General features: G+C 64.3%; 16 protein-coding genes and 1 pseudogene. 3 read left to right on the top strand and 14 right to left on the bottom strand.

Going from position 1 to position 22,816, the window contains the following annotated elements:
* Positions 1-149: 149 nt before the first annotated feature.
* The 3 genes and pseudogenes from KI242_RS00775 (at position 150) to KI242_RS00765 (ending at position 4,039) form a co-directional block, all read left to right on the top strand.
* Complete coding sequence (locus KI242_RS00775; RefSeq protein WP_212805831.1) at positions 150-2,342, top strand: outer membrane assembly lipoprotein YfiO; 2,193 nt, start codon at positions 150-152, stop codon at positions 2,340-2,342.
* Positions 2,312-3,070, top strand: a complete 759-nt coding sequence (locus KI242_RS00770) for a DUF3142 domain-containing protein (protein WP_015633686.1) — start codon at positions 2,312-2,314, stop codon at positions 3,068-3,070. Before KI242_RS00775 ends, KI242_RS00770 begins: the two co-directional genes overlap by 31 nt.
* Positions 3,071-3,332: 262 nt before the next feature.
* Positions 3,333-4,039, top strand: a pseudogene (locus KI242_RS00765) (NYN domain-containing protein).
* Positions 4,040-4,056: 17 nt separating this feature from the next.
* Here the strand turns inward: KI242_RS00765 and KI242_RS00760 are convergent.
* The 14 genes from KI242_RS00760 to KI242_RS00695 all read right to left on the bottom strand — a co-directional run bounded on the left by KI242_RS00760 (position 4,057) and on the right by KI242_RS00695 (position 22,480).
* On the bottom strand, positions 4,057-6,522 hold the full coding sequence (locus KI242_RS00760) for a TonB-dependent siderophore receptor (RefSeq protein WP_053148377.1): 2,466 nt from the start codon (positions 6,520-6,522) through the stop codon (positions 4,057-4,059).
* A gap of 98 nt (positions 6,523-6,620) precedes the next feature.
* Complete coding sequence (locus tag KI242_RS00755) at positions 6,621-7,574, bottom strand: FecR family protein (protein ID WP_212805830.1); 954 nt, start codon at positions 7,572-7,574, stop codon at positions 6,621-6,623.
* Positions 7,571-8,080 carry a sigma-70 family RNA polymerase sigma factor gene (locus KI242_RS00750; RefSeq protein WP_011058526.1) on the bottom strand — a complete coding sequence of 170 codons (510 nt, stop codon included), beginning with the start codon at positions 8,078-8,080 and terminating at the stop codon, positions 7,571-7,573. The genes KI242_RS00755 and KI242_RS00750 overlap by 4 nt, the downstream gene beginning before the upstream one ends.
* A gap of 70 nt (positions 8,081-8,150) precedes the next feature.
* Positions 8,151-9,632 (bottom strand): efflux transporter outer membrane subunit, encoded by a 1,482-nt coding sequence (locus tag KI242_RS00745; RefSeq protein ID WP_015633681.1) that lies wholly within the window; start codon positions 9,630-9,632, stop codon positions 8,151-8,153.
* On the bottom strand, positions 9,629-10,699 hold the full coding sequence (locus KI242_RS00740; protein WP_011058524.1) for an HlyD family secretion protein: 1,071 nt from the start codon (positions 10,697-10,699) through the stop codon (positions 9,629-9,631). Before KI242_RS00740 ends, KI242_RS00745 begins: the two co-directional genes overlap by 4 nt.
* A 14-nt stretch (positions 10,700-10,713) precedes the next feature.
* Complete coding sequence (locus KI242_RS00735; RefSeq protein WP_011058523.1) at positions 10,714-12,258, bottom strand: MFS transporter; 1,545 nt, start codon at positions 12,256-12,258, stop codon at positions 10,714-10,716.
* Between the two features lie 176 nt (positions 12,259-12,434).
* The gene (locus tag KI242_RS00730; protein ID WP_011058522.1) at positions 12,435-13,361 is read right to left on the bottom strand and encodes a LysR family transcriptional regulator; all 927 of its coding nucleotides are present in this window, start codon (positions 13,359-13,361) and stop codon (positions 12,435-12,437) included.
* 215 nt (positions 13,362-13,576) lie between these two features.
* Complete coding sequence (locus tag KI242_RS00725) at positions 13,577-14,443, bottom strand: ABC transporter permease (RefSeq protein WP_011058521.1); 867 nt, start codon at positions 14,441-14,443, stop codon at positions 13,577-13,579.
* A 33-nt stretch (positions 14,444-14,476) separates the two neighbouring features.
* A complete protein-coding gene (locus KI242_RS00720) occupies positions 14,477-15,337 on the bottom strand; it encodes an ABC transporter ATP-binding protein (RefSeq protein WP_041115052.1) in 861 nt (286 codons plus the stop codon).
* A gap of 5 nt (positions 15,338-15,342) precedes the next feature.
* The gene (locus tag KI242_RS00715) at positions 15,343-16,368 is read right to left on the bottom strand and encodes an ABC transporter substrate-binding protein (RefSeq protein WP_185070180.1); all 1,026 of its coding nucleotides are present in this window, start codon (positions 16,366-16,368) and stop codon (positions 15,343-15,345) included.
* Positions 16,369-16,407: 39 nt separating this feature from the next.
* Entirely contained in the window at positions 16,408-17,295 is an 888-nt protein-coding gene (locus KI242_RS00710) for a TauD/TfdA family dioxygenase (RefSeq protein WP_123473145.1), read from the bottom strand.
* A 283-nt stretch (positions 17,296-17,578) separates the two neighbouring features.
* Positions 17,579-18,946, bottom strand: a complete 1,368-nt coding sequence (locus KI242_RS00705) for an HlyD family type I secretion periplasmic adaptor subunit (protein ID WP_011058517.1) — start codon at positions 18,944-18,946, stop codon at positions 17,579-17,581.
* Entirely contained in the window at positions 18,936-21,089 is a 2,154-nt protein-coding gene (locus tag KI242_RS00700; protein WP_011058516.1) for a type I secretion system permease/ATPase, read from the bottom strand. The genes KI242_RS00705 and KI242_RS00700 overlap by 11 nt, the downstream gene beginning before the upstream one ends.
* Positions 21,090-21,127: 38 nt before the next feature.
* A complete protein-coding gene (locus KI242_RS00695) occupies positions 21,128-22,480 on the bottom strand; it encodes a TolC family outer membrane protein (protein WP_011058515.1) in 1,353 nt (450 codons plus the stop codon).
* Positions 22,481-22,816 lie beyond the last annotated feature (336 nt).

Below are 22,816 nucleotides of genomic sequence, written 5' to 3'. Positions count from 1 at the left end.
TGGATGAACATAGACCGGAGGACAGCAAAGGCGCGTCACAGAACGGCGGATTTTCTAACCAGCGACGTAGGTGCCAGCCGGCGCCTTCTGTATGATTTTCGCCACACTCGGAACCTGCCCTCATGGCTTTTCTGAATTAAGGACAATTCATGCGCAAGCTTCTGCTCTCGGCATTGACCCTCACCGCCCTGTGCGCCGGCCAGGCGCAGGCCAGCTCGGATGACATCTGCTCGCCGACCTGGTCGCTCTACTCAAATCGCCTGGACGGTTGCAGCAACCTGCCCTTTCTCAGCCCGGGCAACGACAGCCGGGTCAACTTGCGGCTGCTGCTGGCCGACCAGGGCAGCCTGCCCCTGGCACCCCGGGCCCTGACCCAGGATGAGCTGGGCATGGGCTACGGCCCTGTGCCCTTCATGCACTATCGCCTGCACCCGGCGCAGCCCGAACTCGATCCCGACACTGGCAACCCACCCAAGCCAGGCCCCTCGCCCGCCACCGAGCAGCTCGACAGCCTGCTGCAGGCCGTAGGCCTGCGTCGCGATAGCAAGGAAGCCGCCGGGAACGGCTTTCTCTCCGGAGAAGGCAGCCGCTGCCGCAGCAACTCGGACGCCAGTGCCCTGGCTTTTGTGGAGCAGCTCGACCAGGCGCCACTGAGCCCCGAAGAACGCCAGGCCCTGGCCGAGGCCCGGGTGCAACTGCTGGCCAGCTGCGACTGGAACGCCAGCGAAATGAGCAAGCTGCTGCCGGCCAACCTGAACTCGGCAGCGGCCAAGGCGTTCGCCGGCTACCTGCAGGCCGCCGCCGACTTCTACAGCGGCCGCTTCAACGAAGCCGGCAACGGTTTTGCCGCGCTCAAGGACAATCCCCAGCCCTGGCTGGCCGAAACCGCGGCCTACATGAGCCCGCGCACCCTGCTCAACCTGGCCCAGCAGAACGCCTTCGATGAATGGAGCATGGTCAATCTGGAGCATGTGGACAAAGCCGTCCTGCAACAGGCCGGCGCCGGTTTCGAGGCCTACCTGAAGACTTATCCACAGGGCCGCTACGCCGTTTCCGCCAAGGGTCTGATCCGCCGTGTGCACTGGCTGACGGGCGACACCCAGGCCCTGGCCGAGGACTACGCCTGGCAACTGACCCAGGCTCCCGGCACCCCGCGCAACATGCCTCTGGACGACCTGGTGGAAGAAGTCGACTACAAACTGCTGAGCCTGCCCGAAGACCACTTCAAGGCTCCACTGCTGCTGGCGGTCAAGGACCTGATGCGCATGCGCGACGCCCCATCGGCGCCCCTGACCCGGGACGCCCTGCAACAGCAAAAGGCCCTGTTCGCCAGCCAGCCGGCGCTGTTCGACTACCTCCAGGCCGCTTTCAGCCTGTATGTCGAAAAACAACCGGCGGCGGCGCTCAAACAATTGCCCAGCCAAGTGCCGGCGCAACTGGACTACCTGAGCTTCAGCCAGCAGATCCTGCGTGGCCTGGCCCTGCAGGCCCAGCAGGACTGGAAAGGCGCCGAGGCGCTGTGGCTGCAATTGCTGCCCCTGGCCCAGCAACCGCTGCAACGCGAACAGCTGGAACTGGCCCTGGCCTACACCTACGAGCGCAGCGGGCAACTGGCCAAGGTGTTCGCCGACGACTCGCCGATCAAGACTGCCCAGGTGCGCGCCATTCTCCTGCGCCAGGTGGCCTCTCCCCAACTGCTGCGCCAGCAAGCGCAGAAGGCCGAGTCGCCAGCGGAACGCAACGCCGCGCGTTTTATCCTGCTGTACAAGGACCTGACCCGCGGCCAGTACGCGGCCTTCGGCAAAGACTTCGAGCAACTGCCGCCCACCCTGCCCGACGCTAGCCTTGCCGCCAGCCTGGGCTACATCTACCTCGATACCCCGCCGTTGCAGGACTTCCACTGGGATGGCCCACAGCCCGAAGAAGAAAAACCCGACTACCGCTGCCCAAGCCTGTTGGAGACGGCCGCCCTCCTGCAGCGTGACCCGAAAGCTCCGGCCGGGCTGCTCTGCCTCGGCGAGTTCATGCGTTTCAGCGGCTTCGACCGCATGCCCCTGGACACCCCGCCACTGGCCGAGTACCTGGGCGGTACCCAGGACACGTTCCCGGGCAAGCCGTTCTCGCGGCTCGACGGCTATCAGGTGGTGATCAACAACCCCAAGGCCAGCCGTGACGATCGCGCCTACGCGTTGTACCGAGCCATCAACTGCTACGCCTCCTCGGGCCATAACAACTGTGGCGGTGCCGGCGTCGAACCCGCCGTGCGCAAGGCCTGGTTCCGCCAGTTGAAGACCAAGTTGGGGGATACCCAGTGGGCCCAGTCGCTGCGTTACTACTGGTAGGCAAGCGCCTGGGCTATGGCCTGCTGCCGCTGTGGCTGTGCTGGGCAACGCCGGCCAGCGCGGCAGTGGACGCCGCCGACTACGACGCCTTCTGGCTATGGAGCGGGGTCAAGACCCAGCCGGTGCTGGGCCAGGCCAGGACCCTGTACCTCCTCCAGGGCCAGATCAGCCGTTCGCGGCGCCATCCGGCCAGCGGCGTCCAGCTCATCGCCCAGGGCCTGCCAGTGTCGCGTCTGCGCCAGGAGCAGGTGTGGGTGGTCTACCGCGCCCACACCCTGGCCTGGCCCGAACCGCTGTATGACCAGTTGCTGGGCCAGGTCCGGCGTTGGCAGGCCACGGGCACCCAGGTGGTGGGCATCCAGATCGATTTCGACAGCAGCACCCACGACCTGGAGCGCTATGGCCACTTCCTGCGCGACCTGCGCCAACGCCTGCCGGCGCACTACCGCCTGAGCATCACCGGGTTGATGGACTGGGGCAGCAACGCCGACCCGCAAGCCATCGGCCAGCTCAAGGGCGTGGTGGACGAAGTGGTGGTGCAGACCTACCAGGGCCGCCGCAGCATCCCCAACTACGCCAGCTACCTGCCGCGCCTGGACCGCATGGGCCTGCCCTACAAGGTCGGCCTGATTCAGGGCGGTGAATGGCAGGAACCCCAGGCCCTGCGCGACAGCCCCTGGTTCAAGGGCTACGTGGTGTTCTTGCAGAATCCTCAGCCTGAGCCCTGAATCCGGTGCAATAAGTGCTCACAGTAATACCCATCGATGCCCTTGATCCTCGAAGCCTGCTGGGGCAAAACGGTTCCTGCGGAGTTGATATGCCAAGCAGCCATTTGTGATGCCTCTCTCGTCGGACAAGGATTGACCTCGACGAATACAGGCACTAGGCTCGACCTCACAACTCAACCCCGTACGCAGAGATTAAGTTCGCTGGCCGTTGGGGTGAAAAAACCGGCCCAGGCCGGTTTTTTCGTTTCCAGGGAATGGAATAGTGCGCACGGCCTTCTTTGTCGATGGCTACAACCTGTTCTACGGGTTGCTGGCCGACACCCCATTCAAGTGGCTCGACCTGCCCGGGTTGCTGACCCATATCGTGCAGATCGAAAACCCCGCCAGCCGACTGGCCTCGGTGGACTACTTCACTTCTTCAGTCAAACCCCGGCTGGCCACCCGTGGCCGGGCCTCCAAGGAAGCACAAGACACCTACCTGCGCGCCTTGAAGGCGTCCCAGGTCAATGTGCACCTGGGGCGCCATCAGCTTGAACCGGCCAAAGCCCCACGCTTCATCAATAAAGCCGTAGGGGCTTCACGCCAGGACACGGTGGACATCTGGAAACTTGAGGAAAAGGAAACCGACGTCCATCTGGCGATCAGCATGTACCGCCTCGCAGCCAGGCAAGCCCTGCATCCTCCAGATGAACGCATCGAGCAACTGGTGCTGGTCTCGGGAGACACCGATATGGCACCAGCGCTGCGGGCCATTCGCGAAGACTTCCCGGACTTGACCCTTGGCGTGATCCTGCCTCACCGCCCGCAGTATCAGCGCCCGCAACCCGGCTCACTGAAAGCCCAGGCCCACTGAAAGCCCAGGCCCACTGGATGCGCCGGGTCGTCAGCGCAGAGGAACTGTGCAAGCACCAGTTCCCCGAACGAGTGGCGACCCGCAAGGCGCCCGCGATCAAGCCGGACTACTGGTGAGCCCAGCTGCTGCGGCCTTACCAGTCATAAGTCAGGCTCGAGACCATGGTCCGGCCTTCGCCGTAGTAGCAGTCCCAGATGCTGGTGCATTTGGCGACGTAGGTCTTGTCGGTGAGGTTCTTCACGTTCAGCGCCAGCTTCACGCCCTTGAGCTGCAACGGCGACTTTTCAAGGTCGTAGGTCAGGCCGGCGTCGTACACGGTGTAGGAAGGGATCTGGAAGGCGCCGTCGTAGTCGGTGCCGTAGCTGCCCTTGACGTAGCGGGCGCCGACGCCCGCTCCCAGGCCTGCCAGGGGGGTGTCGCCCAGGATGGTGTAGTTGAGCCACAACGCAGCAGTCAGGGGTGGCATGCCCGCCGGGTGGCGACCCTCGCGGCCATCGTTGTCCTTGGTGTACTTGATGTCGTTGCGCGATGCCGAGGCAATCACGTCCAGCGATTCGCTGAGGCTGGCCTTGGCTTCAAGCTCGATACCCCGGGAGCGCACCGCGCCGCTCTGGATACTGAACCCGGGGTTGGCCAGGTCGGTGGTCAGAATGTTCTCCTGGTCCAGCTGATAGGCCGATACCTGGACGAAGCTCTCCTGGCCCGGAGGCTGGAATTTCACCCCCACTTCGTACTGCTTGCCGGTGGAAGGTTCGAACGCGCTGCGCTGGAAGCTGGTGCCGCTCAACGGCAGGAAGGATTCCGAGTAGCTGACAAAGGGCGCCAGCCCGTTGTCGAACAGGTACACCAGCCCCCCGCGCCCGGTGAAGGACTGGTTCTTGACGTTGGTATGGGCCCCACCCAGCGGCGCCTTGTTGTCGGTTTCCGCCCAATCGTTGCGACCGCCCAGCACCAGCACCCACTTCTCGTACTTGATCTGGTCCTGCACGTAGAGGCCGGTCTGGATGATGGTGTTGTCCCACTGGTAAGCGTTGCCGAAATTCAGCGACTGGCCGTAGGTGGGGGTGAACATGTCGAGTATCGGCGGGTTGTAGTCGTACTTGCCGTGGTATTTCGAATTGAAGTGGTAGTAATCCAGCCCCACCAGCACCGTGTGGTTGAACGGCCCGGTGTCGAATTCGGCCTGGGCGATGTTATCCACGCCGAAGACCTTGTTGTGCTGCTTCCAGTCGACCCCGTAGCGGGTCATGTAGCGCTGGTCGTCGAGCCCGGTCTTGGGGTTGGTGACGAACTTGTAGCCGTGCAGCGGCGCACGGTAACGGTCGTCGACGTCGGCATAGCGGGCATTCTGCTTCAGGGTCCAGACATCGTTCAGGCGATGGGAGAACTCGTAGCCCACGACGAACTGGTCACGGTCGTAGGCATTGACCCCGGGCTCGCCGAGAAACAGGTCGCGGTCGATCTTGCCGTTGGGGTTGGCGAACACCGTGCCCACGCTGGGCAGGCCCTGGGCCTCGGGCACGTCGTTGTCCTTCTGGAACTGGGCAAACACCGTCAGTTGGGTGTCGTCATCCGGCCGCCAGGTCAGGCTCGGGGCGATGAACTGACGCTGGCGCTGCACGTAATCGATGGCGTCCTGGCTGTCGCTGGCCAGGCCGGTCAGGCGATAGAGGAACTGCCCCTGCTCATCCAGCGGGCCGCCCAGGTCCAGGGCGATGCTCTTGTGGTCGTAGCTGCCGGCTTCCACTTTCAGCTGATGCACGGGGGTCTCGGTGGGCCGCTTGCTGACCATGTTGACGATCCCGCCCGGCTGGTTCTGCCCGTAGAGCACCGAGGCCGGGCCCTTGAGCACTTCGATGCGCTCCAGGGAATAGGGCTCGATCTGCAGGGCACCACCGGTACTGCCACCGCCATAGGGCAAGTGCAGGCCGTCGAGGTACAGCGGAGTCGGTGAAAAACCACGGGAGGTGGGTTCGTCGAAAATCTTCACCCGGTCGGAAAAGCCGCCGCCGGTCATGCCCGGGGTATAGAGCAGCGCCTCGGTCACGCTCTGGGCACCACGGGCGCTGATTTCCTTGGCGCCGATCACGTTGATGGTCTGCGGAATCTCCACCAGCGCCGAATCGGTCTTGCTGCCGGTGGCGCTGCGCTTGGCCACGATCCCCGGTACTGCGCCCCAGGCATTTTCATCCACTTGGGTGGCGCCGATGCGGGTTGGCCCCAGCTCCAGCGCAGCGCCCTGGGCCACTGGTTGCAGCCCCCAGCTGGCGCCACTCTGGGTGGCTTGCAGGCCGGTCCCCGCAAGGAGCTGGTGCAGCCCTTGCGCCACTTCGTAGCGGCCTTGCAGGCCCTGGCTGTGCTTGCCGGCCGTCATGCTCGCATCCACCGACAGGAGAATCCCCGCCGCACTGGCAAAGCGGTTCAGCACCTGGTCGAGGTTGCCGGGGGCGATCTGGTAGTCGCGGGCCTGGCTCTGGCTGCCCGGCTCGGCCTGGACAATGCCTGGCAGCACGGGTGCCACCGCCAGCAGCGCAACAAAGGCTCGGCGGCGCGCGGTAGCGCCCAGGGTCAAAATGGATGCAGCGGTCTGGTAAGGCATTCCTGAACTCCCCATGAGAATGCGTCTTGATCGGCTTTCATGGGGTATCCCGAACGGCGCGCCGGAATCGACAACCGCCTGACAAAATATTTTTGCATTCAGCCTCGCGGCTTGAGGGTTACCCAGTAGCGGGTCACCGCATGGGCCCGTACCGGTAGCGAGCGCTCCAGGGCGGCGAGCACCGCATCGCTGTCGGCCAGGGGAAAGACCCCGGTCAGCAGCAAGCCCGCCACCTGCTCATCGCAGCGCAGCACCCCTGGCCGATACCGTGACAGCTCAGCGACGAACTGCCCCAGGGGCTGGCGTTCGGCAATCAACCGGCCCTCGCTCCAGCTGCTGGCATTGACCTGGGCCACTTGCCGGGCCGACACCCGGCCGGCGTCGAACCACAGGCGTTCGCCGGCATTGAGTTGCAGGGCCTGTGCATGGCGGGGGCTGATCCGCAGCGCCCCTTCGTAAAGATCGACCCGGGTGCCGCCGTCCAATTCGCGCACGGCGAAACGTGTGCCCAGGGCCTGGATATCGCCGGCGGGGGTTTCCACGATCAGCGGCCGCGACGGGTCATGCCCGCTGGTCAGCAGGATCTCGCCCTGGATCAGGCGGATGCGCCGTTCGCTGGCGCTGAACAGCAGGTCGACGGCGCTGGCGCTGTTGAGGGCCAGGCGGCTGCCGTCGCTCAGGGTCAGGTGGCGTATTTCCCCGGTGGCGCTGCGCTGCCCGGCGAAGGCCGCTCGCCAGGGCTGGCTGTCCTGCACCAGGTAGCCGCTGCCACCGGCCACCAGCAGCAAGCCGAGCAGCTTCAGTGCGGCGCGGCGCTGCTGGTCCGGCGCCTTGGCCAACAGTACATGGGTGCTGTGTTCCGGCACGCCTTGCAGGGTCTGTTGCAGTTGCTGCAGGCGTTGCCAGGCTCGCTGGTGCTCGGGATCGGCCTGCTGCCAGGCGTCGAAGGCGCTGCGCTGCTGCGCGCTCAATTCGCCGCCCCAATGCAGCATCAGCCACTCGCTGGCCTGCTCGACAACGCTGGGGGCAATGGGTGCTTGATGAGGTTTCATTCTGCGTAGAGCACCTGGTAACAGGCCTGGATCGCCCGGGTCATGTACTTCTGCACCGAGCTGACGGAAACCTCCAGGCGCTCGGCAATCTGCGCATAGCCCAGCCCCTCGAACTGCGACATGACAAAGGCCTGGCGCACTTTGTCCGGCATGCGGTCGAGCATGGCGTCGATCTGCATCAGGGTTTCGAGAATCAGCGCGCGGCTTTCCAGGGAGGGGGTCTGCGGCTCCGGCAAGTGGGCGATGCTTTCCAGGTAGGCGCGCTCAATGCGCGCGCGCCGCCATTGGTCGACCACCAGGTTGCGGGCGATCTGCGCCAGGTAGCTGCGGCTTTCCTGCTGCCCGGGAAAACGCCCCGAGAGCAAGAGGCGCAGGAAGGTGTCCTGCGCCACGTCCGCGGCATGCTCGCGATCGCCCAGGCGCTTGCGCAACCAGCCCTGCAACCAGCCGTGATGATCCTGATACAGACGATGGAGTTGAGCGTTGCCGTCAGTGGTGGCTTGCATGAATGAAACTGCGCACATGATTGAGAGCAATTATCATTACACTTTTTTCTCAATCCAGGCAAAACGCTTTTCAACCTGGCTGGCTGGCAGCCTGCAATGGGTAGACCGACTGCCAACCACCCCCCAGCGCCTTGTACAGGCCAACCATGGCCAGGGACACTCCGGCCGAGCTTTCCACCAACTGCTCCTGGGTTGCCAGCAAGGCGCCCTGCACCGTCAGCACGTTGACGAAATCCACCACCCCTTCGATGTACTGCTGCTGTGCCGTGCGCAGGGCGATCTGGTTCTGCCGTACCGCTTCGGCCAGGCTGTCGCGGCGCAACTGGCTGGCGTTGTAGCGGGTCAGTTGGTCGTCGATTTCGTGCCAGGCCCGCAGCACCGTCTGCTGGTAGGCCAGGGCTGCTTCCTGCTGCTGGGCCTCGCGCAACTGGAGCATGCCCCGCAGGCGGCCGCCATCGAACAGCGGCAGGCTGAACTGCGGGCCGATGCCGAACTGCCGCGAACTCCAGGAACCGAAGTCCGCCAGTTGCAGGGCCTGGGAGCCGAAGTTGCCGGACAGGGTAATGCGCGGATAGAAATCGCCCTTGGCCACACCGATGCTGGCCGTGGCTGCATGCAGGCGCGCCTCGGCCTGGCGGATATCCGGACGCCGCTCGGCCAGTTGCGAAGGCAGGCCGATAGCCACCTGGGATGGCGGTTGCGGCACTGGCGCATCGCTGGCCAGTTCCTGGTGCAAGGCCTGGGGTGGCTCCCCCAGCAGCAGGCTCAGGGCATTGATCAGCTGCGCCTGGCGCTGTTGCAGCTCCGGCAGTTGCGCCTCGATGGTGGCAACCTGGGCGGCGGCTTCGGCCACGTCCAGGTCGGTGGCCACGCCGTCGGCCAGGCGCAGTTGCGAGAGTTTCAGGCTGTGCCGGGCGACCTCGAGGTTCTGCTCGGTGACCGCCCGGGTGCTCTGCACGCCGCGCAGTTGGATGTAGTCCTGGGCGGTTTCCGCCAGTACCGACAGCAGCACCCCGCGCCGGTCGTTCTCCGCCACTTCCAGGGTCGCGTCGGCGGCCTCGGTTTCGCGCCGCACCCGGCCCCAGAAATCCAGCTCCCAGGAGGCGGAGAAGCCCGCTTCCCAGAGATTGAAGGCCGATTTTCCGTTGTTCCCCGAAGGGTCGTTCAGGCCCTCGGCACTGTTGCGCTTGCGCCCGTAGCCGCCATTGGCCGAGGTGCTCGGATAGCGTTCGGCAGTAATGACCTGGCGCGCCGCCCGGCTCTGCTGCAAACGGCTGGTGGCCAGTTGCAGGTCGAGGTTATCGCTCAGGACGCGACGGCTCAGGGCCGACAGTTGCGGGTCGTTGAACACCTCCCACCAGCGCTCCTGCATGGCGCTGTCCACCGCCTGGCTGGCAGCGGCCTGGGCCGGGGCGGACCAGGCCTGGACCTGGGTCGCCTGGGGCCTCTGGAAATCCGGGCCGACATTGCACGCGGCCAGGGACAGCAGGCTCAGCGCCAGCAGAGTGCGGAGCCCGTGGGAGCGTCTGTGACGGCTGCGTTCGCGGCTCATCGCTGGGTCACCTCGCGGGCGCTGGTGGCAGAGCTGTGGGTGTCCACGCTGGCTTCCACCGACATGCCCACCCGCAACCGCTCGGCCAACGGCTGGTTGGGTTCCAGAAGGATCTTCACCGGAATGCGCTGCACCACCTTGGTGAAGTTGCCGGTGGCGTTATCCGGCTTCACCGCGGCGAAGGTCACACCGGTGGCCGGGGCCAGGCTTTCCACCCGACCATGCAGGGTCTCGCCGCCCAGGCTGTCGACCCGCACCTCCACCACCTGCCCGGCATGCATGGCGGTGAGCTGGGTTTCCTGGAAGTTGGCCAGTACATAGGCCTGCTGCAGCGGCACCACGGCAAGGATCTTGCTGCCCGGGGTGACATAGGCACCGACCCGCACCGCGCGCTCGCCGACCATGCCGTCCACCGGCGCCACGATGCGCGTGTAGGACAACTCGTAGCTGGCCATTTCCAGGGCCGCCTGGGCACGTTTCAAGCCGCCTTCGGCGGCGTCGCGCTGAGCGGTGAGGATCTCCACCTGCTTGCGCTCCGCCGCCAGGGCTGCGGTGGCGGTGGCCAGCCGGGCGCTGGCCTGGTCGATGCGGGTCCGGGCCTGCTGGGCGTTCTGCACCGTGCCGGCGCCGACCCCGGCCAGGTGGTTGTAGCGGTTCAGTTCATGCTCGGCAAAGGCTCGCTCGGCCTGGGCCGCGCTCAAGGCAGCCTGGGCCTGGGCGATCACCGAACTCTGCCGGTCCAGGGTCGCCCGGGCGTTCTGCAACTGCGCCTTGGCCACCAGGGTCTCGGCATCCGCCGCCTGGGCCGCGGCGCGCAGGTCACGGTCGTCGATCAGCGCCAGCAGTTGCCCGGCCTTGACCTGCTGGTTGTCCTCCACCAGCACTTCCTTGATGAACCCCGCCACGCGCGGGGCCACCAGGGTGTAGTCGGCGGCGATGAAGGCGTCGTTGGTGGTCTGCTCGCCGGCGCGGCCGAACAGCCCCGGCAGCGCCAGGTAGGCCAGCACGCCAAGGGCCGCCACTGCCGCTACCGCAATGGCGATTTTGTGTTTGTTCTGGGTCGTCATGACAAAGGTCTCGTTCAAGTCGGCGCCCGCGGTGGGTAGATCCGCGTCGGCAGCCAGAAAATCAGCAGGATCAGCACAGCGGCCAGCCCTGCCATGCAGTAGTAGAGGTCGGCGGAGGTCAGCACTACGGCCTGCTGGTGCAGGCGCCGGGCCAGGCCGGCGACGCCGTCGTCCACCAGAGGCGAGTTGCCCAGGCTGTCCACCAGCATGGTCGAATGAAAATGCAGGCGGCGGGTGGTCAGCACATCCAGCACACCGGTGGCAATCACCGCCGCCAGGCCTTTCACGGTGTTGAACCACGCCGAGGCAAAAGGCCCTTCCATCGGGGTGATACTGCCGGTGGAAAGCATCAGCAATGGCAGCACTGCCATGGGCTGGCCGAAGATCTGCAGCAGTTGCAGCACGTAGAAGTCGTCACGGATCCAGGCCGAGGTCAGGTGCGTACCGCCCAGACAGGACAGCACGAGCATGCCCAGGCCGATCCCCAGCACCCAGCGGCAATCGACCCAGCGCAGGTTGCACAGTGCTGCCACCAGGGGCAGCGCAAGCAGTTGCGGCAGGGCCATCACCAGCATCACCGGCGCGGTCTGCAACGGCCGGTAGCCCTGGACCTGAGCCAGATAGGCGGACGGGATGATGATCACCGCCGTCAGTACCACCAGCACCCCGGCCAGGGTCAGCAGGGCGAAGGACAGGTTGCGGATGCCGAGCATCTGCAGCTTGAAGAAGGGAATCGGCTGCGACCACTCGTTGATCATGAACAGCACCAGCAGCACCAGGCCGCCGGCCAGCAGCACACAGATCAGCGGCGACTCGAACCAGTCCAGGCGGTTGCCCTGCAGGATACCGATCACCAGCATGCAGATCGCCGGAAAGCCCAGCAGCAGGCCGCGCCAGTTGAACTGCTTGAAACGCTCCAGGCGCAGCGGGTCCTGGGGCAGGCCGTAAGCCACCGCCGCCATCGCCAGTAGGCAAGGCAGCACCACCTGCCAGAACGCCCATTGCCAGCCCACGTACTCGGTCCAGAGTGCCGCCAGGGGCGTGCCCAGGCTAGGACCGAAGGTGGCGGTCAGGGCATAGCCGGCCAGGCCGTAGAGCTTGACGTTGGCCGGCAGGAACCGCAGGGCCACGGTCATCAGCATCGGTGGCAGCGCGCCGCCGGCCAGGCCTTGCAGGGTGCGCAGCAGCAACAGGCTTTCGTAGTTCGGGGCGAAGGGGCACAGCACCCCCAGCAGGGTGAACAGGCCAATGGCACACAGGGTGAAGCGCCGCAGGGAAAAGGTCACCGAACACCAGGGCGCGAAGGCCATGGCCGCCACCGAGGTGGCGGTGTAGCAGGCCACCAGCCAGGTGCCTTCGTCGTAGCCGATGAACAGCGCACCACGAATGTCCGCCAGGGCGATCTTGGTCACCATCTCGTTGAGGCCCGAGACCAGCACCGCCAGCAGCACGCCCACCAGGCCGATGATGATCCGCGGCCCGAACACCGGCGGTGCAATGGCTGCCGGCTTGCTGGCGGCTTCAACCGAAGCAGGCGCAGCGACAGCGAGGGAACTCATGGAAATACTGCTCCAGACAAGAAAACCAGAGCAGTTTATGAACAGCCGATGCTGACGAAAACTGACTTATCGACAGTTTATAAGTGCGCCAGACGCAATGATTAACCCTGTTGACCGTAGGAACTGGCTTGCCAGCGAAGGGGCCCTCAAGACCGCTTTCGCCGGCAAGCCGGCTCCTACGAGGACGTCGGCTGGGCTTCTTGCCAGGTGGCCTGGCAGGAGGTGCGCAGGGTTTCGCGAAACCACTTGTGCGCCGGGTCCTTGTCGTAGCGCGGATGCCAGGCCTGGGTCAAAACCAGGGTCGGCAGGGAAATCGGCAGCACGAACGAACGCAAGCGCAGGCCCAGGCGCGAGACGCTGAGTAGGGTTTCCTGGGGCACCGGCAAAATCAGGTCCGAATCCGGCAGCATGAACATGGCGGCGTGGAAGCTCGGGGCAATCAGCGGCACACGGCGCTCCAGGCCCTGCTCGGCCAGGGCCGCATCGATAGGTCCACGGGCTATGCCCCGGCGAGACATGCTGATATGGGGAAACGCGGCAAAACGCTCGGCGGTGATGTCTTCGTCCAACAGCGGGTGGCCTTCGCGCACCAGGCCGACAAAAGCGGTGGTGAACAGGTTCTGCACCTTGACTTCCGGGGTCAGGGGCCGGGTGTTACTGATCCGCAGGTCGATCCTTCCCTCCCGCAGGGCCTCGTCATCGCCATCGCCTTCGGGCACGAAGCGCAGCTCGCACAAGGGCGCCTGACGCTCCAGGGTATCGATGAGGCGACCGCCATACACGCCGACGAAAAAATCGTTGGCGCGCACGTTGAAGCGCCGCTGCAGGGAACCCAGGTCGACCTTGTCCGCCGAGCGGAACACCAGCGCCGCCTGCTCCACTACATCGCGCACCTGGCTGCGCAGTTCCAGGGCCTTGGGGGTGGGCACCAGGCCCCGTCCGGCACGTACCAGCACCGGGTCGCCGAGGGCGTCGCGGATCCGCGTCAGGGTCCGGCTCATGGCCGCCGGGCTGAGGTTCATGCGCCGCGCCGCGCCCACCACGCTGCCCTCGTCGAGCAGGGCGTCGAGGGCCACCAGAAGGTTCATGTCCGGAAGTTGCATGCTGAGCACTCGTGACTGGTCAGGGATGATCCAGGCGCAATGCTAGCAGGCTTGGCGCCTAGGAAAATGAGGGAGATCAATCCTTACCCGTGAACCCACTAGCCGCGTAGGAGCCGGCTTGCCGGCGAATGGGCCCTCGAACCTTGCATAGCCCTTGAGGACGCTTTCGCTGGCAAGCCAGCTCCTACGGTCGGGGGACTGGCGGACGAGGTAGCTCAGCGCTGCATGCCCCAGCGTTTTACCGTGATCCGCTCCAGGGTGTCGAAGATCAGGTTTTCCACCAGCAGGCCGATGAGGATCACCACTGCCAGCCCGGCAAACACCTTGTCGGTGTACAACTCATTGCGGTTCTGGAAGATGTACCAGCCCAGGCCACCCTTGCCGCTGGTGGCGCCGAACACCAGCTCGGCAGCGATCAGGGTGCGCCAGGCGAAAGCCCAGCCGATCTTCAACCCGGCGAGAATCGACGGCAGCGCCGCCGGGATCAGGATGAACAGCACCAGGCGCAGGCCCTTGAGGCCGTAGTTGCGCCCGGCCATGCGCAGGGTTTCGGAAACCCCGAGAAACCCGGCATAGGTGTTCAAGGCCAAAGCCCAGAGCACCGAATGCACCAGCACGAAGATCAGGCTGTTCTGCCCCAGGCCGAACCACAGCAGCGCCAGGGGCAGCAGGGCAATGGCCGGCAGCGGATTGAACATCGAGGTCAGGGTGCTCAGCAGGTCACGGCCAAGCCGGGTCGAGACCGCCAGAGTGGTCAAGGCAAACGCCAGGACGATGCCGATCAGGTAGCCCTTGAGCAGCACCACCAGGGAAATGCCCACCTTGCCCAGCAATTCGCCGCTGAGCAGGCCCTGGTAAAGAGCGCTGGCAGTTTGCAGAAAACTCGGTAGCAGCAGGTCGTTGTTCTGGTAACGGGCCACGGCTTCCCAGAGCAGCGCCAGCAGGACCAGGATCAGGCTCTTGCGCAACCAGCCTTGTTGCCAGAGGCGCTGCCCCAGGGGCAGCTCGCGCTCCAGGGGCACTTGCAGCAAGGGCTGCAGGACAACTTCGTATTCCTCGCGCGCAGGGGATGAGTGGCTCATCGGGCGTTCCTCGTTCAACGGTGGCCTGACGGCTCAATAAGCGATACGGATATCGGCGAAATCCAGCTCGGTTTCAGTTTCCGGCGATTGGCCTTCATCGAACAGCAAGCGGTGGATGCGCCGCGCGGTCTGCTGAAAAGCCACGCCACCGAGGCTCTGCAGGTCGTACTGGTGGCTGTGGACTTCCGCCCGCACGCGCCCCGGATGAGGCGACAACAGGAGGATGCGATTGCCCACCACCAGCGCTTCCTCGATGGAGTGAGTGACGAACAGCAAGGTGAAGCGCACCTCCTCCCAGAGCCGCAGCAACTCCTCCTGCATCTTGCGCCGGGTCAGGGCGTCGAGGGCGGCGAAAGGTTCGTCCATCAGCAGGATCTTCGGCTGCATGGCCAGGGCGCGAGCGATCGCCACCCGGGCCTTCATGCCACCGGACAGGGTATGCGGATAGGCATCGGCGAAAGCCGCCAGGCCGACTTTCTCCAGGTATTCCAGGGCGCGCTCTTCGGCCTCGCGGCGGCCGAGGGTCTTCGACGCCAGCAGGGGAAACATCACGTTCTGCTTCACGGTTTTCCAGGGGGGCAACTGGTCGAACTCCTGGAACACCACGATACGATCCGGCCCGGGCTGGCTGACGCGCTGGCCTTGCAGGCGAATCTCGCCCTCACAGGGCTGGATGAACCCGGCCACGGCCTTGAGCAGGGTCGACTTGCCGCAGCCAGAAGGCCCCAGCAGGACAAAGCGGTCGGCCGGATCAACCTCGAAACTCACCTGGTGGGTGGCCCGCACCACCCGCTGCGGGGTGCGGTATTCCAGGCTGACTTGTTCCACCGCCAACAGCGCCTGGGCGATGGCAGCGCGATTGCTGGCCGTGTGGCCTGGCAAGGGGGCATTCATGGCGATCAGCTCCCCTGCAACGGTTTGGCATCCTGGAAGAAGTAGTCCTTCCACGACTCGGGCTTGTTCTTGATCGCACCGACCCGGTAGAGGAATTCCGCCAGTGGGTAGGTGTTTTTCGGTGTCACGCTGAACTCGAACTGCGGGTTGTCGATGATCTTCAGCAAGGCGGCGCGGTCGATCTTGGCCTTGGTCACGCGCAGGTAGGTATCGGCGGCTGCGCCCTTGTCGTGCTGGGCGAACTCGGCCGCTTCGGCCAGGGCTTCGACGAAGGCCTTGTAGGTCTTGGGGTTGTCGTTGCGGAATTTCTCGGTGGCGAACAGCACCGTCGGTGAGTTGGGCCCCAGCAGGTCGTAGGTATTGAGCACCACGTGCACATTGGGGTTCTCCAGGGCCTGGTCCTGGAATGGCGGGTTGGAGAAGTGCCCGGTCAGCTCGGTGCCGCCGGCAATCAGCGCGGCGGTGGCGTCCGGGTGGGGAACGGCGATGGTGTACTTGTCCAGGCGATTGAATTCCTTGTCGCCCCATTGCTTGGCGGCGGCGTATTGCAGGAAGCGCGACTGCACCGAGACCCCCACCGCCGGTACCGCAATGCGGTCCTTTTCGGTGAAGTCGGCGATGGTCTTGACCTTGGGATTGTTGCTCACCAGGTAGTAGGGAAAGTTACCCAGGGAGGCTACGGCCTTGACGTTTTGCCGGCCGTGGGTGCGATCCCAGATGGTCAGCAGCGGCCCGACGCCGGCCCCGGCAATGTCGATGGAGCCCGACAGCAGCGCGTCGTTGACCGCCGCGCCGCCGGACAGCTGGGTCCAGTCGACCTTGATGTCGATGCCCTGCTCCTTGCCGTGCTTTTCGATCAGGTTCTGGTCGCGCACCACATTGAGCAGCAGGTAGACGATACCGAACTGTTCAGCGATGCGGATCCCGCCTTCGGCCTGGGCCGGCGCAGGCGCGGCCAGGCTGCCGGCCAGCAGGCTGAAACCCAGGCCGATGGCCGTGGCCAGTCTGCCGAGGCGGGGAATGAAGGGAATGGATAAGGACATGCTGGTTCTCCTGCCGTGCCTGGCTGATCAGTAAGGGGCGTCGCCCTGGATGGTGGTGCGATACAGCCTGCGGCGCAGATGGCTCGGGCAACCGGCGGCCAGGTGGATCAGCGAGCGGTTGTCCCAGAACACCAGGTCGTGGGGCTGCCATTGATGGCGGTAGATGTTGTCCGGCAGCACGCTGTGGGCATACAGCTCGGCCAGCAACTGGGCGCTTTCGTCTTCCGGCAGGCCAACGATGCGGGTGGTGAAGCCTTCGCTGACGAACAACGCCTTGCGGCCGTTTTCCGGGTGAGTGCGCACGACCGGGTGCACCACCTCGGCGACCTGGGCCAGTTGCTCCGGGGTCAGGGTCGGGCGCCAGTTGCCCTCGAACTTGGTCTCGCTGTAGCGCGCCGTATAGGAGTGGGCGGCGCTGCGTCCCTCGACCGCCTTGCGCAGCGCCTCGGGCAAGTTGTCCCAGGCCTGGTGCATGTTGGCGAACAGGGTGTCGCCCCCTTCGGCTGGCAGTTCCTGGGCGTGCAGCATCGAGCCCAGGCTCGGCAGTTCCTTGTAGGAGAGGTCCGAGTGCCAGAACTTGCCGGCGTCCCCCAGGCCGATGGACTGGCCGTTCTCGATGATGTTGGAAACGATGAGGATTTCCGGGTGCCCGGCCAGCAGGAACTGCTTGAGCACATGAATCTGCAACACACCGAAGCGACGGCTGAAGGCAATCTGCTGTTCGGGGCTGATGCGCTGGTCGCGGAACACCACTACGTGATGGTCCAGGTGGGCGCGGTGGATGCGGGCGAAGTCCTGGTCGTTGACTGGCCGGGACAGGTCGAGGCCGACGATCTCGGCGCCTACAGCCCCATTCAAGGGCCGGATTTCGAAAGCTTGTGCGGCAATGGAGGCGGCACTGGCTGATGCAGACATGACTGAAACTCCCGCGCAGGCGCGCCCAGGGCGCGCGCGTCGATCAGAAACTCACGGAGATCCCGTGTGGGTTCATTTCGTGCGGCGCGCCGATTGGTCGGCAGGTACGCAGGGAGTCAACTTTATAGATATAAGAAAACGAATTTAAATACCGTTAGTGAATAACGATATGTTGATTCAACCGATGGACCGCTTGGGGACGGTACGCCGACGAAGGCGCTCTCAAGGCCCCTTCGCTGGCAAGCCAGCTCCTACAAGGCTGGCAGGTGGTTTCTTACATGGATCAGCGTTCGTGCAGGGCTTCGGCGCGGGCGCGGATGATCGGCTTGAGCAGGTAGCTGAGGATGCTTTTCTTGCCGGTGATGATGTCCACCGAGGCCACCATCCCGGGGATGATCAGCAGCGGCTTTTCATCGGTGCCCAAGTGGCTGCGGTCGGTGCGCAGCTTGATCATGTAGTAGGTGGTCTTCTTGTCTTCATCGGTGATGGTATCGGCGCCGATCTGTTCCAGGCGGGCCTTGAGGCCACCGTAGATGGTGTAGTCATAGGCGCTGAACTTGACCACCGCTTCCTGCCCCGGGTGCAGGAAGGCGATGTCCTGGGGACGGATCTTGGCTTCCACCAGCAGGGTGTCGTCCAAGGGGACGATTTCCACCATGTCGCTGCCCGGCTGGATCACCCCGCCGATGGTGTTGACCATCAGCTGCTTGACGATACCGCGTACCGGCGAGGTCACCAGGGTGCGGCTGACCCGGTCTTCCAGGGCCTTGCCGGTGGCGCTGGCCTTGTTCAGTTCGGTGCGCGCTTCGTTGAGCTGGGTCAGGGCCTCGCTGCGGAACTTGCCGCGGGTTTCATCGATCTTGCGCTGCACTTCCTTGATCGCCGATTCGGCGCGAGGGATCGCCAGGGTGGTGGCGTCCAGCTGGCCACGGGTTTCCACCTCGGCACGCTTGAGCCGCAGCACTTCCACCGGCGACACCGCGCCCTGGGCCACCAGCGGCTCGGACATGGCGATTTCCTGGCGCTGCAGGCCCAGTTGCTGGCGGTATTGCGCCTGCTTGGAGGTGAACTCGCGCAGTTCCTGCTGCTTCTGGATCAGCTGTTCCTGGAGGCCACCGATCTCGTCATGCAGTTGCTGGCGACGGCTCTGGTACAGGGATTTCTCACTGGCCGCCTGGCCCGGCGCTTCCTTGACCGCCTCGGCGGGGAAATTCAGCTCGCGTTCATCCACCTCGGCGCTCAGGCGCTCGACCCGCAGCAGCATGGACAGGCGCACGGTCTCGGTCTCGCCGACGTTGGACTGGAAGCGCGTGTCGTCGAGGCGAATCAGCGGCGCGCCGGCTTCGACTATCTGGCCTTCCTTGACGTACAGCTCGGAGACGATGCCGCCTTCCAGGTTCTGGATCTTCTGCAGCTTGGAGGAAGGAATCGCCTTGCCCTCGCCCTTGGTTACCTCGTCGATCACCGCGAAGTTGGCCCACAGCACCAGGAACAGGAAGAACGCGATGATGCCCCAGATGGTCAGGCGGATAACCCGCGGCGCATCTTCGATCAGTGCCTTGTTGACCTCGGGCAGCGGCTGCCCCTGGAGCGAATCGGTGCCTTTGAAATAGCGACGGATCGAGTCCTTGAATCCCGACTTAAGCAACACTGATCTGCCCCTTCTTCAACGCTTCCATCACCACCGCTTTCGGGCCATCGGCCAGGATTTGTCCACGGTCCACCACCAACAGCCGATCCACCAGCGACAGCAACGACGCCCGGTGGGTGACCAGTACCACGGTCTTGCTCTGCACCACCGCCTCCAGGCGCTGTTTCAAGCGCTCTTCGCCGGTGTTGTCCATGGCGCTGGTGGGCTCGTCGAGCAGCAGGATCTGTGGGTTGAGCAACAGCGCGCGAGCCAGGGCGACGTTCTGCCGCTGGCCACCGGAAAGGTTCTGCCCGCGCTCGCCCACCTGCAATTCATAGCCCTGCGGGTGCAGCCTGGCGAACTCATGGACCCCCGCCAGTTCCGCGGCCTGCAGCACCAGTTCGTCCTCGACGTAGCGGGCACCGGAGGTCAGGTTGTCACGCAGGGTACCGGCCAGCAGTTGGATGTCCTGGGGCACGTAGCCGATGTTGTGACGCAGTTCGCTGACGTCGATCTGGCGGATGTCCACACCGTCTACCAGCAGGGCACCGGAGTCCGGCTGGTAGAGCCCCACCAGCAGCTTGGCCAGGGAGCTCTTGCCGGAGCCGCTGCGGCCGATGATGCCGACCTTTTCCCCCGGCTTGATCATCAGGTTGATGTTCTTCAGCGCCGGGTTCTGCTGCCCCGGGTAGGTAAAGCTCAGTTGCCGGCACTCGATGGCGCCCTGCAGCACGCTGCGGCTCAGGGGGCGCTCGTCGAAATTGCGCTCCTGGGGCAGCTCCATCATCTGGTCTACGGAGGTCATGGTGACCCGCGCCTGCTGGTAGCGGGTCAGCAGCCCGGACAGCGAAGCCAGGGGGCTCAGGGCCCGACCGCTGAGCATGTAGCAGGCGATCAGGCCGCCCATGCTGAGGTTGCCGTCGATGATCTGGTACACGCCGAAGATGATCATGATCACCCCGGCCAGTTGCTGGATCAGCAAGGTGATGTTCATCGCCAGGCTGGACAGCATCTTCACCCGCAGCTCAAGCCGGCTGAGGGTGCCGATGGTCTGCTCCCACTGGTACTGGCGCTCGCTCTCGGCGTTGTTGACCTTGACCGCGTCCAGGCCGGCCAGGGTCTCGATCAGGCTCGACTGGCGCTCGGCGCCCAGGGCCATGGTCTTTTCCATGGTCGCCACCAGGGGCTTCTGCAGGGCATAGCCGATGCACAGGGCAATCGGGAAGGCCAGCACCGGAATCCACACCAGATGCCCGCCAAGGATGGCGATCACCAGGAAGATCAGCAGGGTGAACGGCAGGTCGATCAGGCTGGTGAGGGTCAGGGATGCGAGAAAGTCCCGCAGGCTCTGAAACTCATGGATGTTCTGGGCGAAGCTGCCGACCCGTGCCGGGCGGTACTTCATGGCCATGCCGACGATGCGCTCGAACAGCGTGGCGGAAATGATCAGGTCGGTCTTCTTTCCCGCCAGGTCCAGGCACAAGCTGCGCAGGCCCTTGAGGATCAGGTCGAAGATGTAGGCGCCGATGATGCCGATGGACAGCACCCACAGGGTCGAGGTGGCCTGGTTCGGCACCACCCGGTCATAGACGTTCATCACGAACAATGGCGCGGCCATGGCGATGATGTTGATCAGCAGGCTCGCGGCAATGGCGTCGGCATACAGCCAGCGCGAGCGCTTGAGGGTGTCGCGGAACCAGGAACGGGCGCGAGGGATCAGCGACCCGTGGTTGACGTCGAACTTGTGCTGGGGCTGGGCGAAGAACACCTGGCCGCTGTAATCGTCGGCCAGCAACTGGCGGTCGACACAGACTTCGCCGCCATCGCTTTCGCTGAGCAGCAGCCGCGCCTGGTCTTCACCCTGCCAGCCCAGCAGCACCGCGCTGCGACCGTCCTTGAGCAGCAACAGGGCGGGCATGGCGATGGCTGGAATCTGTTCGAGCTTGCGCCGCAGCACCCGGCCCTGCAGCCCGGCCCGGGCCGCGGCCCGGGGCAGCAGCTCGGCGCTCAGGCGCTGGGATGGCAAGGGCAGGCCGGTGGTCAGCATCGCCGCACTGGCGGGCTTCTGGTGCAGGAAGCAGAGGGTCAGCAAACCATCCAGAAGGGGATCGTCATGCATGCCGCGTGGATCATGACTGAGTTGCACACTGACTTCTGATTCCACGCTCGACACTCTTAACTGGCTGGTTGGATGAAATTAGCTCAATTCATCCCGGGCAGCTGGACCTTGGGCTTCACATCGCTTTGCACGACGGAGGCCATAGGTGCCACCACTCCCTGGCTTTTGAGCAACTCGCCCATGGTCGCCTTGATTCGATATTGAGTAAATAACTGAATGTTCTGGATCTCGGCCAGGCGCCGGGAGGCGGTGAACAACTCGTTTTCACTGTCGAGCAAGTCCAGCAGGGTACGTTCACCCAGGCTGAACTGCTTCTGGTAGGCGGTCCGCACGCTGGTGCTGTGATCCACATATTGCTGGGCGATCGGCACCTGGGCGTTGGCGTTGTTCAAGGCGTTCCAGGCCAGGCCCAGTTCCTCGTTCAGCACCCGCAGGGCGTTGTTGCGGATATCCAGCGCCTGGTTGGACTGGTAGGCCTTGGACTCCAGGTCGGCCTTGTTGCTGCCGCCGGCGAACAGGTTGAAGCGCATGCGCAGCATGGCCTGCCATTCATTGTTGTGGCCGTTCTGGCCGTCCAGGTCGTTGTCGGCAGTACGCCCCAGCTCCGCGTCGAAGCGCGGATAGAACGCCGACTTGGCGGCATCGTACTGCTTCTCGGCAGCGACGATATCGGACTCGGCAGAACGCAGGATCGGGCTGTTTTCCAGCATCTGGTGCCGGGCCTCGTCGAGGTTGGCCGGCAACAGCGCCATAAAACTGGCAGGGCGTTCCAGCTGGTCCGGCATTTCTCCGACGGCACTCAGGTAGTTGGTCTGGGCGTCGGCGAGGTTGGTCTGCTCGGTGATCAGGTTGTTGCGGGCCTGGGCCATCCGCGCTTCAGCCTGGTCAAGGTCGGCGCCGCTACCCACGCCTCGCTGGGTGCGCAGTTTGATCTGGTCGTAGATACGCTCGTGATTGCGCAGGTTGTCTTCCGCCAGTTGCACGAATTGACGGCGGGTCAGCACATCCAGATAGACCTGGGCCACGGTCAGGGCCGTGCGCTCGGAGGTGCCCAGCAGGGAGTAGGCGCGGGAGTTGACGGTGGCTTGTTGACGCCCGACTTCGCTGGACGTGGCAAAACCGTCAAAAACCATCTGTTGCAGACGCAAACTTGACTCGCCGCGGTTCAAGGTTTCCCAGTGATTGCTGCCTGTACCCGCACGGGTCGTAGGGTTATCCGTCCCTTCACGACCATAGCCAGCTAACATGTCCACTCGTGGCAGATAGCCACCTTTGGCGGCTTTCAGCTGGTAGTCAGCAGCCAGACGGCTGTTCACGCCGGCTTGGATTTCCGGGTGCACATCCAGTGCTTTCTGCATGGCTTCAGGAAGGGTTTGAGCCTGCACAAAGCTGGCGGCTAAGGCAAAGGGCAGGGCCTTGAACAGATGAAAACGCATGGTAAGAATTTCCCTCGGACAGCGTGTCCAGAATCACGTCAGAACGTGGCACCACATCGATTTATTACAACCAAAACAACCGTCCGTCGGAAAGTTCAAACTAAGAACTGGTTCACATACTTCAAGTCAGGTTACCGCGTGAATATCAATGTGACATTAATTCGGCGATTGTTTAGGATGGCGTCCATAAGGTCAATAGTTTGGCATAAAGTTAATACCCAAAAAATATAGCCAAACTTTTGACGGTAGATCTGTCAATTACCCGTTCCCAATTACACACCTAGTACGTCCTGACTGAGTTGCGGCCCGCGCCCAAGCCGGTACATGGAAGTCGAC

This window comes from Pseudomonas sp. Eqa60 (genome assembly GCF_018326405.1).
GTDB classification, from domain to species: Bacteria; Pseudomonadota; Gammaproteobacteria; order Pseudomonadales; family Pseudomonadaceae; genus Aquipseudomonas; species Aquipseudomonas protegens.
The sequence above is the reverse complement of the archived record's forward strand: the minus strand, read 5'-3'. Positions and strand labels throughout refer to the sequence as shown.

Bases quoted from the DNA above. Each gene is read 5' to 3' on its own strand.
- KI242_RS00775 (WP_212805831.1), top strand. From the start codon at position 150: ATGCGCAAGCTTCTGCTCTCGGCATTGACCCTCACCGCCCTGTGCGCC.
- KI242_RS00760 (WP_053148377.1), bottom strand. From the start codon at position 6,522: ATGCCTTACCAGACCGCTGCATCCATTTTGACCCTGGGCGCTACCGCG.
- KI242_RS00755 (WP_212805830.1), bottom strand. From the start codon at position 7,574: ATGAAACCTCATCAAGCACCCATTGCCCCCAGCGTTGTCGAGCAGGCC.
- KI242_RS00750 (WP_011058526.1), bottom strand. From the start codon at position 8,080: ATGCAAGCCACCACTGACGGCAACGCTCAACTCCATCGTCTGTATCAG.
- KI242_RS00745 (WP_015633681.1), bottom strand. From the start codon at position 9,632: ATGAGCCGCGAACGCAGCCGTCACAGACGCTCCCACGGGCTCCGCACT.
- KI242_RS00740 (WP_011058524.1), bottom strand. From the start codon at position 10,699: ATGACGACCCAGAACAAACACAAAATCGCCATTGCGGTAGCGGCAGTG.
- KI242_RS00735 (WP_011058523.1), bottom strand. From the start codon at position 12,258: ATGAGTTCCCTCGCTGTCGCTGCGCCTGCTTCGGTTGAAGCCGCCAGC.
- KI242_RS00730 (WP_011058522.1), bottom strand. From the start codon at position 13,361: ATGCAACTTCCGGACATGAACCTTCTGGTGGCCCTCGACGCCCTGCTC.
- KI242_RS00725 (WP_011058521.1), bottom strand. From the start codon at position 14,443: ATGAGCCACTCATCCCCTGCGCGCGAGGAATACGAAGTTGTCCTGCAG.
- KI242_RS00720 (WP_041115052.1), bottom strand. From the start codon at position 15,337: ATGAATGCCCCCTTGCCAGGCCACACGGCCAGCAATCGCGCTGCCATC.
- KI242_RS00710 (WP_123473145.1), bottom strand. From the start codon at position 17,295: ATGTCTGCATCAGCCAGTGCCGCCTCCATTGCCGCACAAGCTTTCGAA.
- KI242_RS00695 (WP_011058515.1), bottom strand. From the start codon at position 22,480: ATGCGTTTTCATCTGTTCAAGGCCCTGCCCTTTGCCTTAGCCGCCAGC.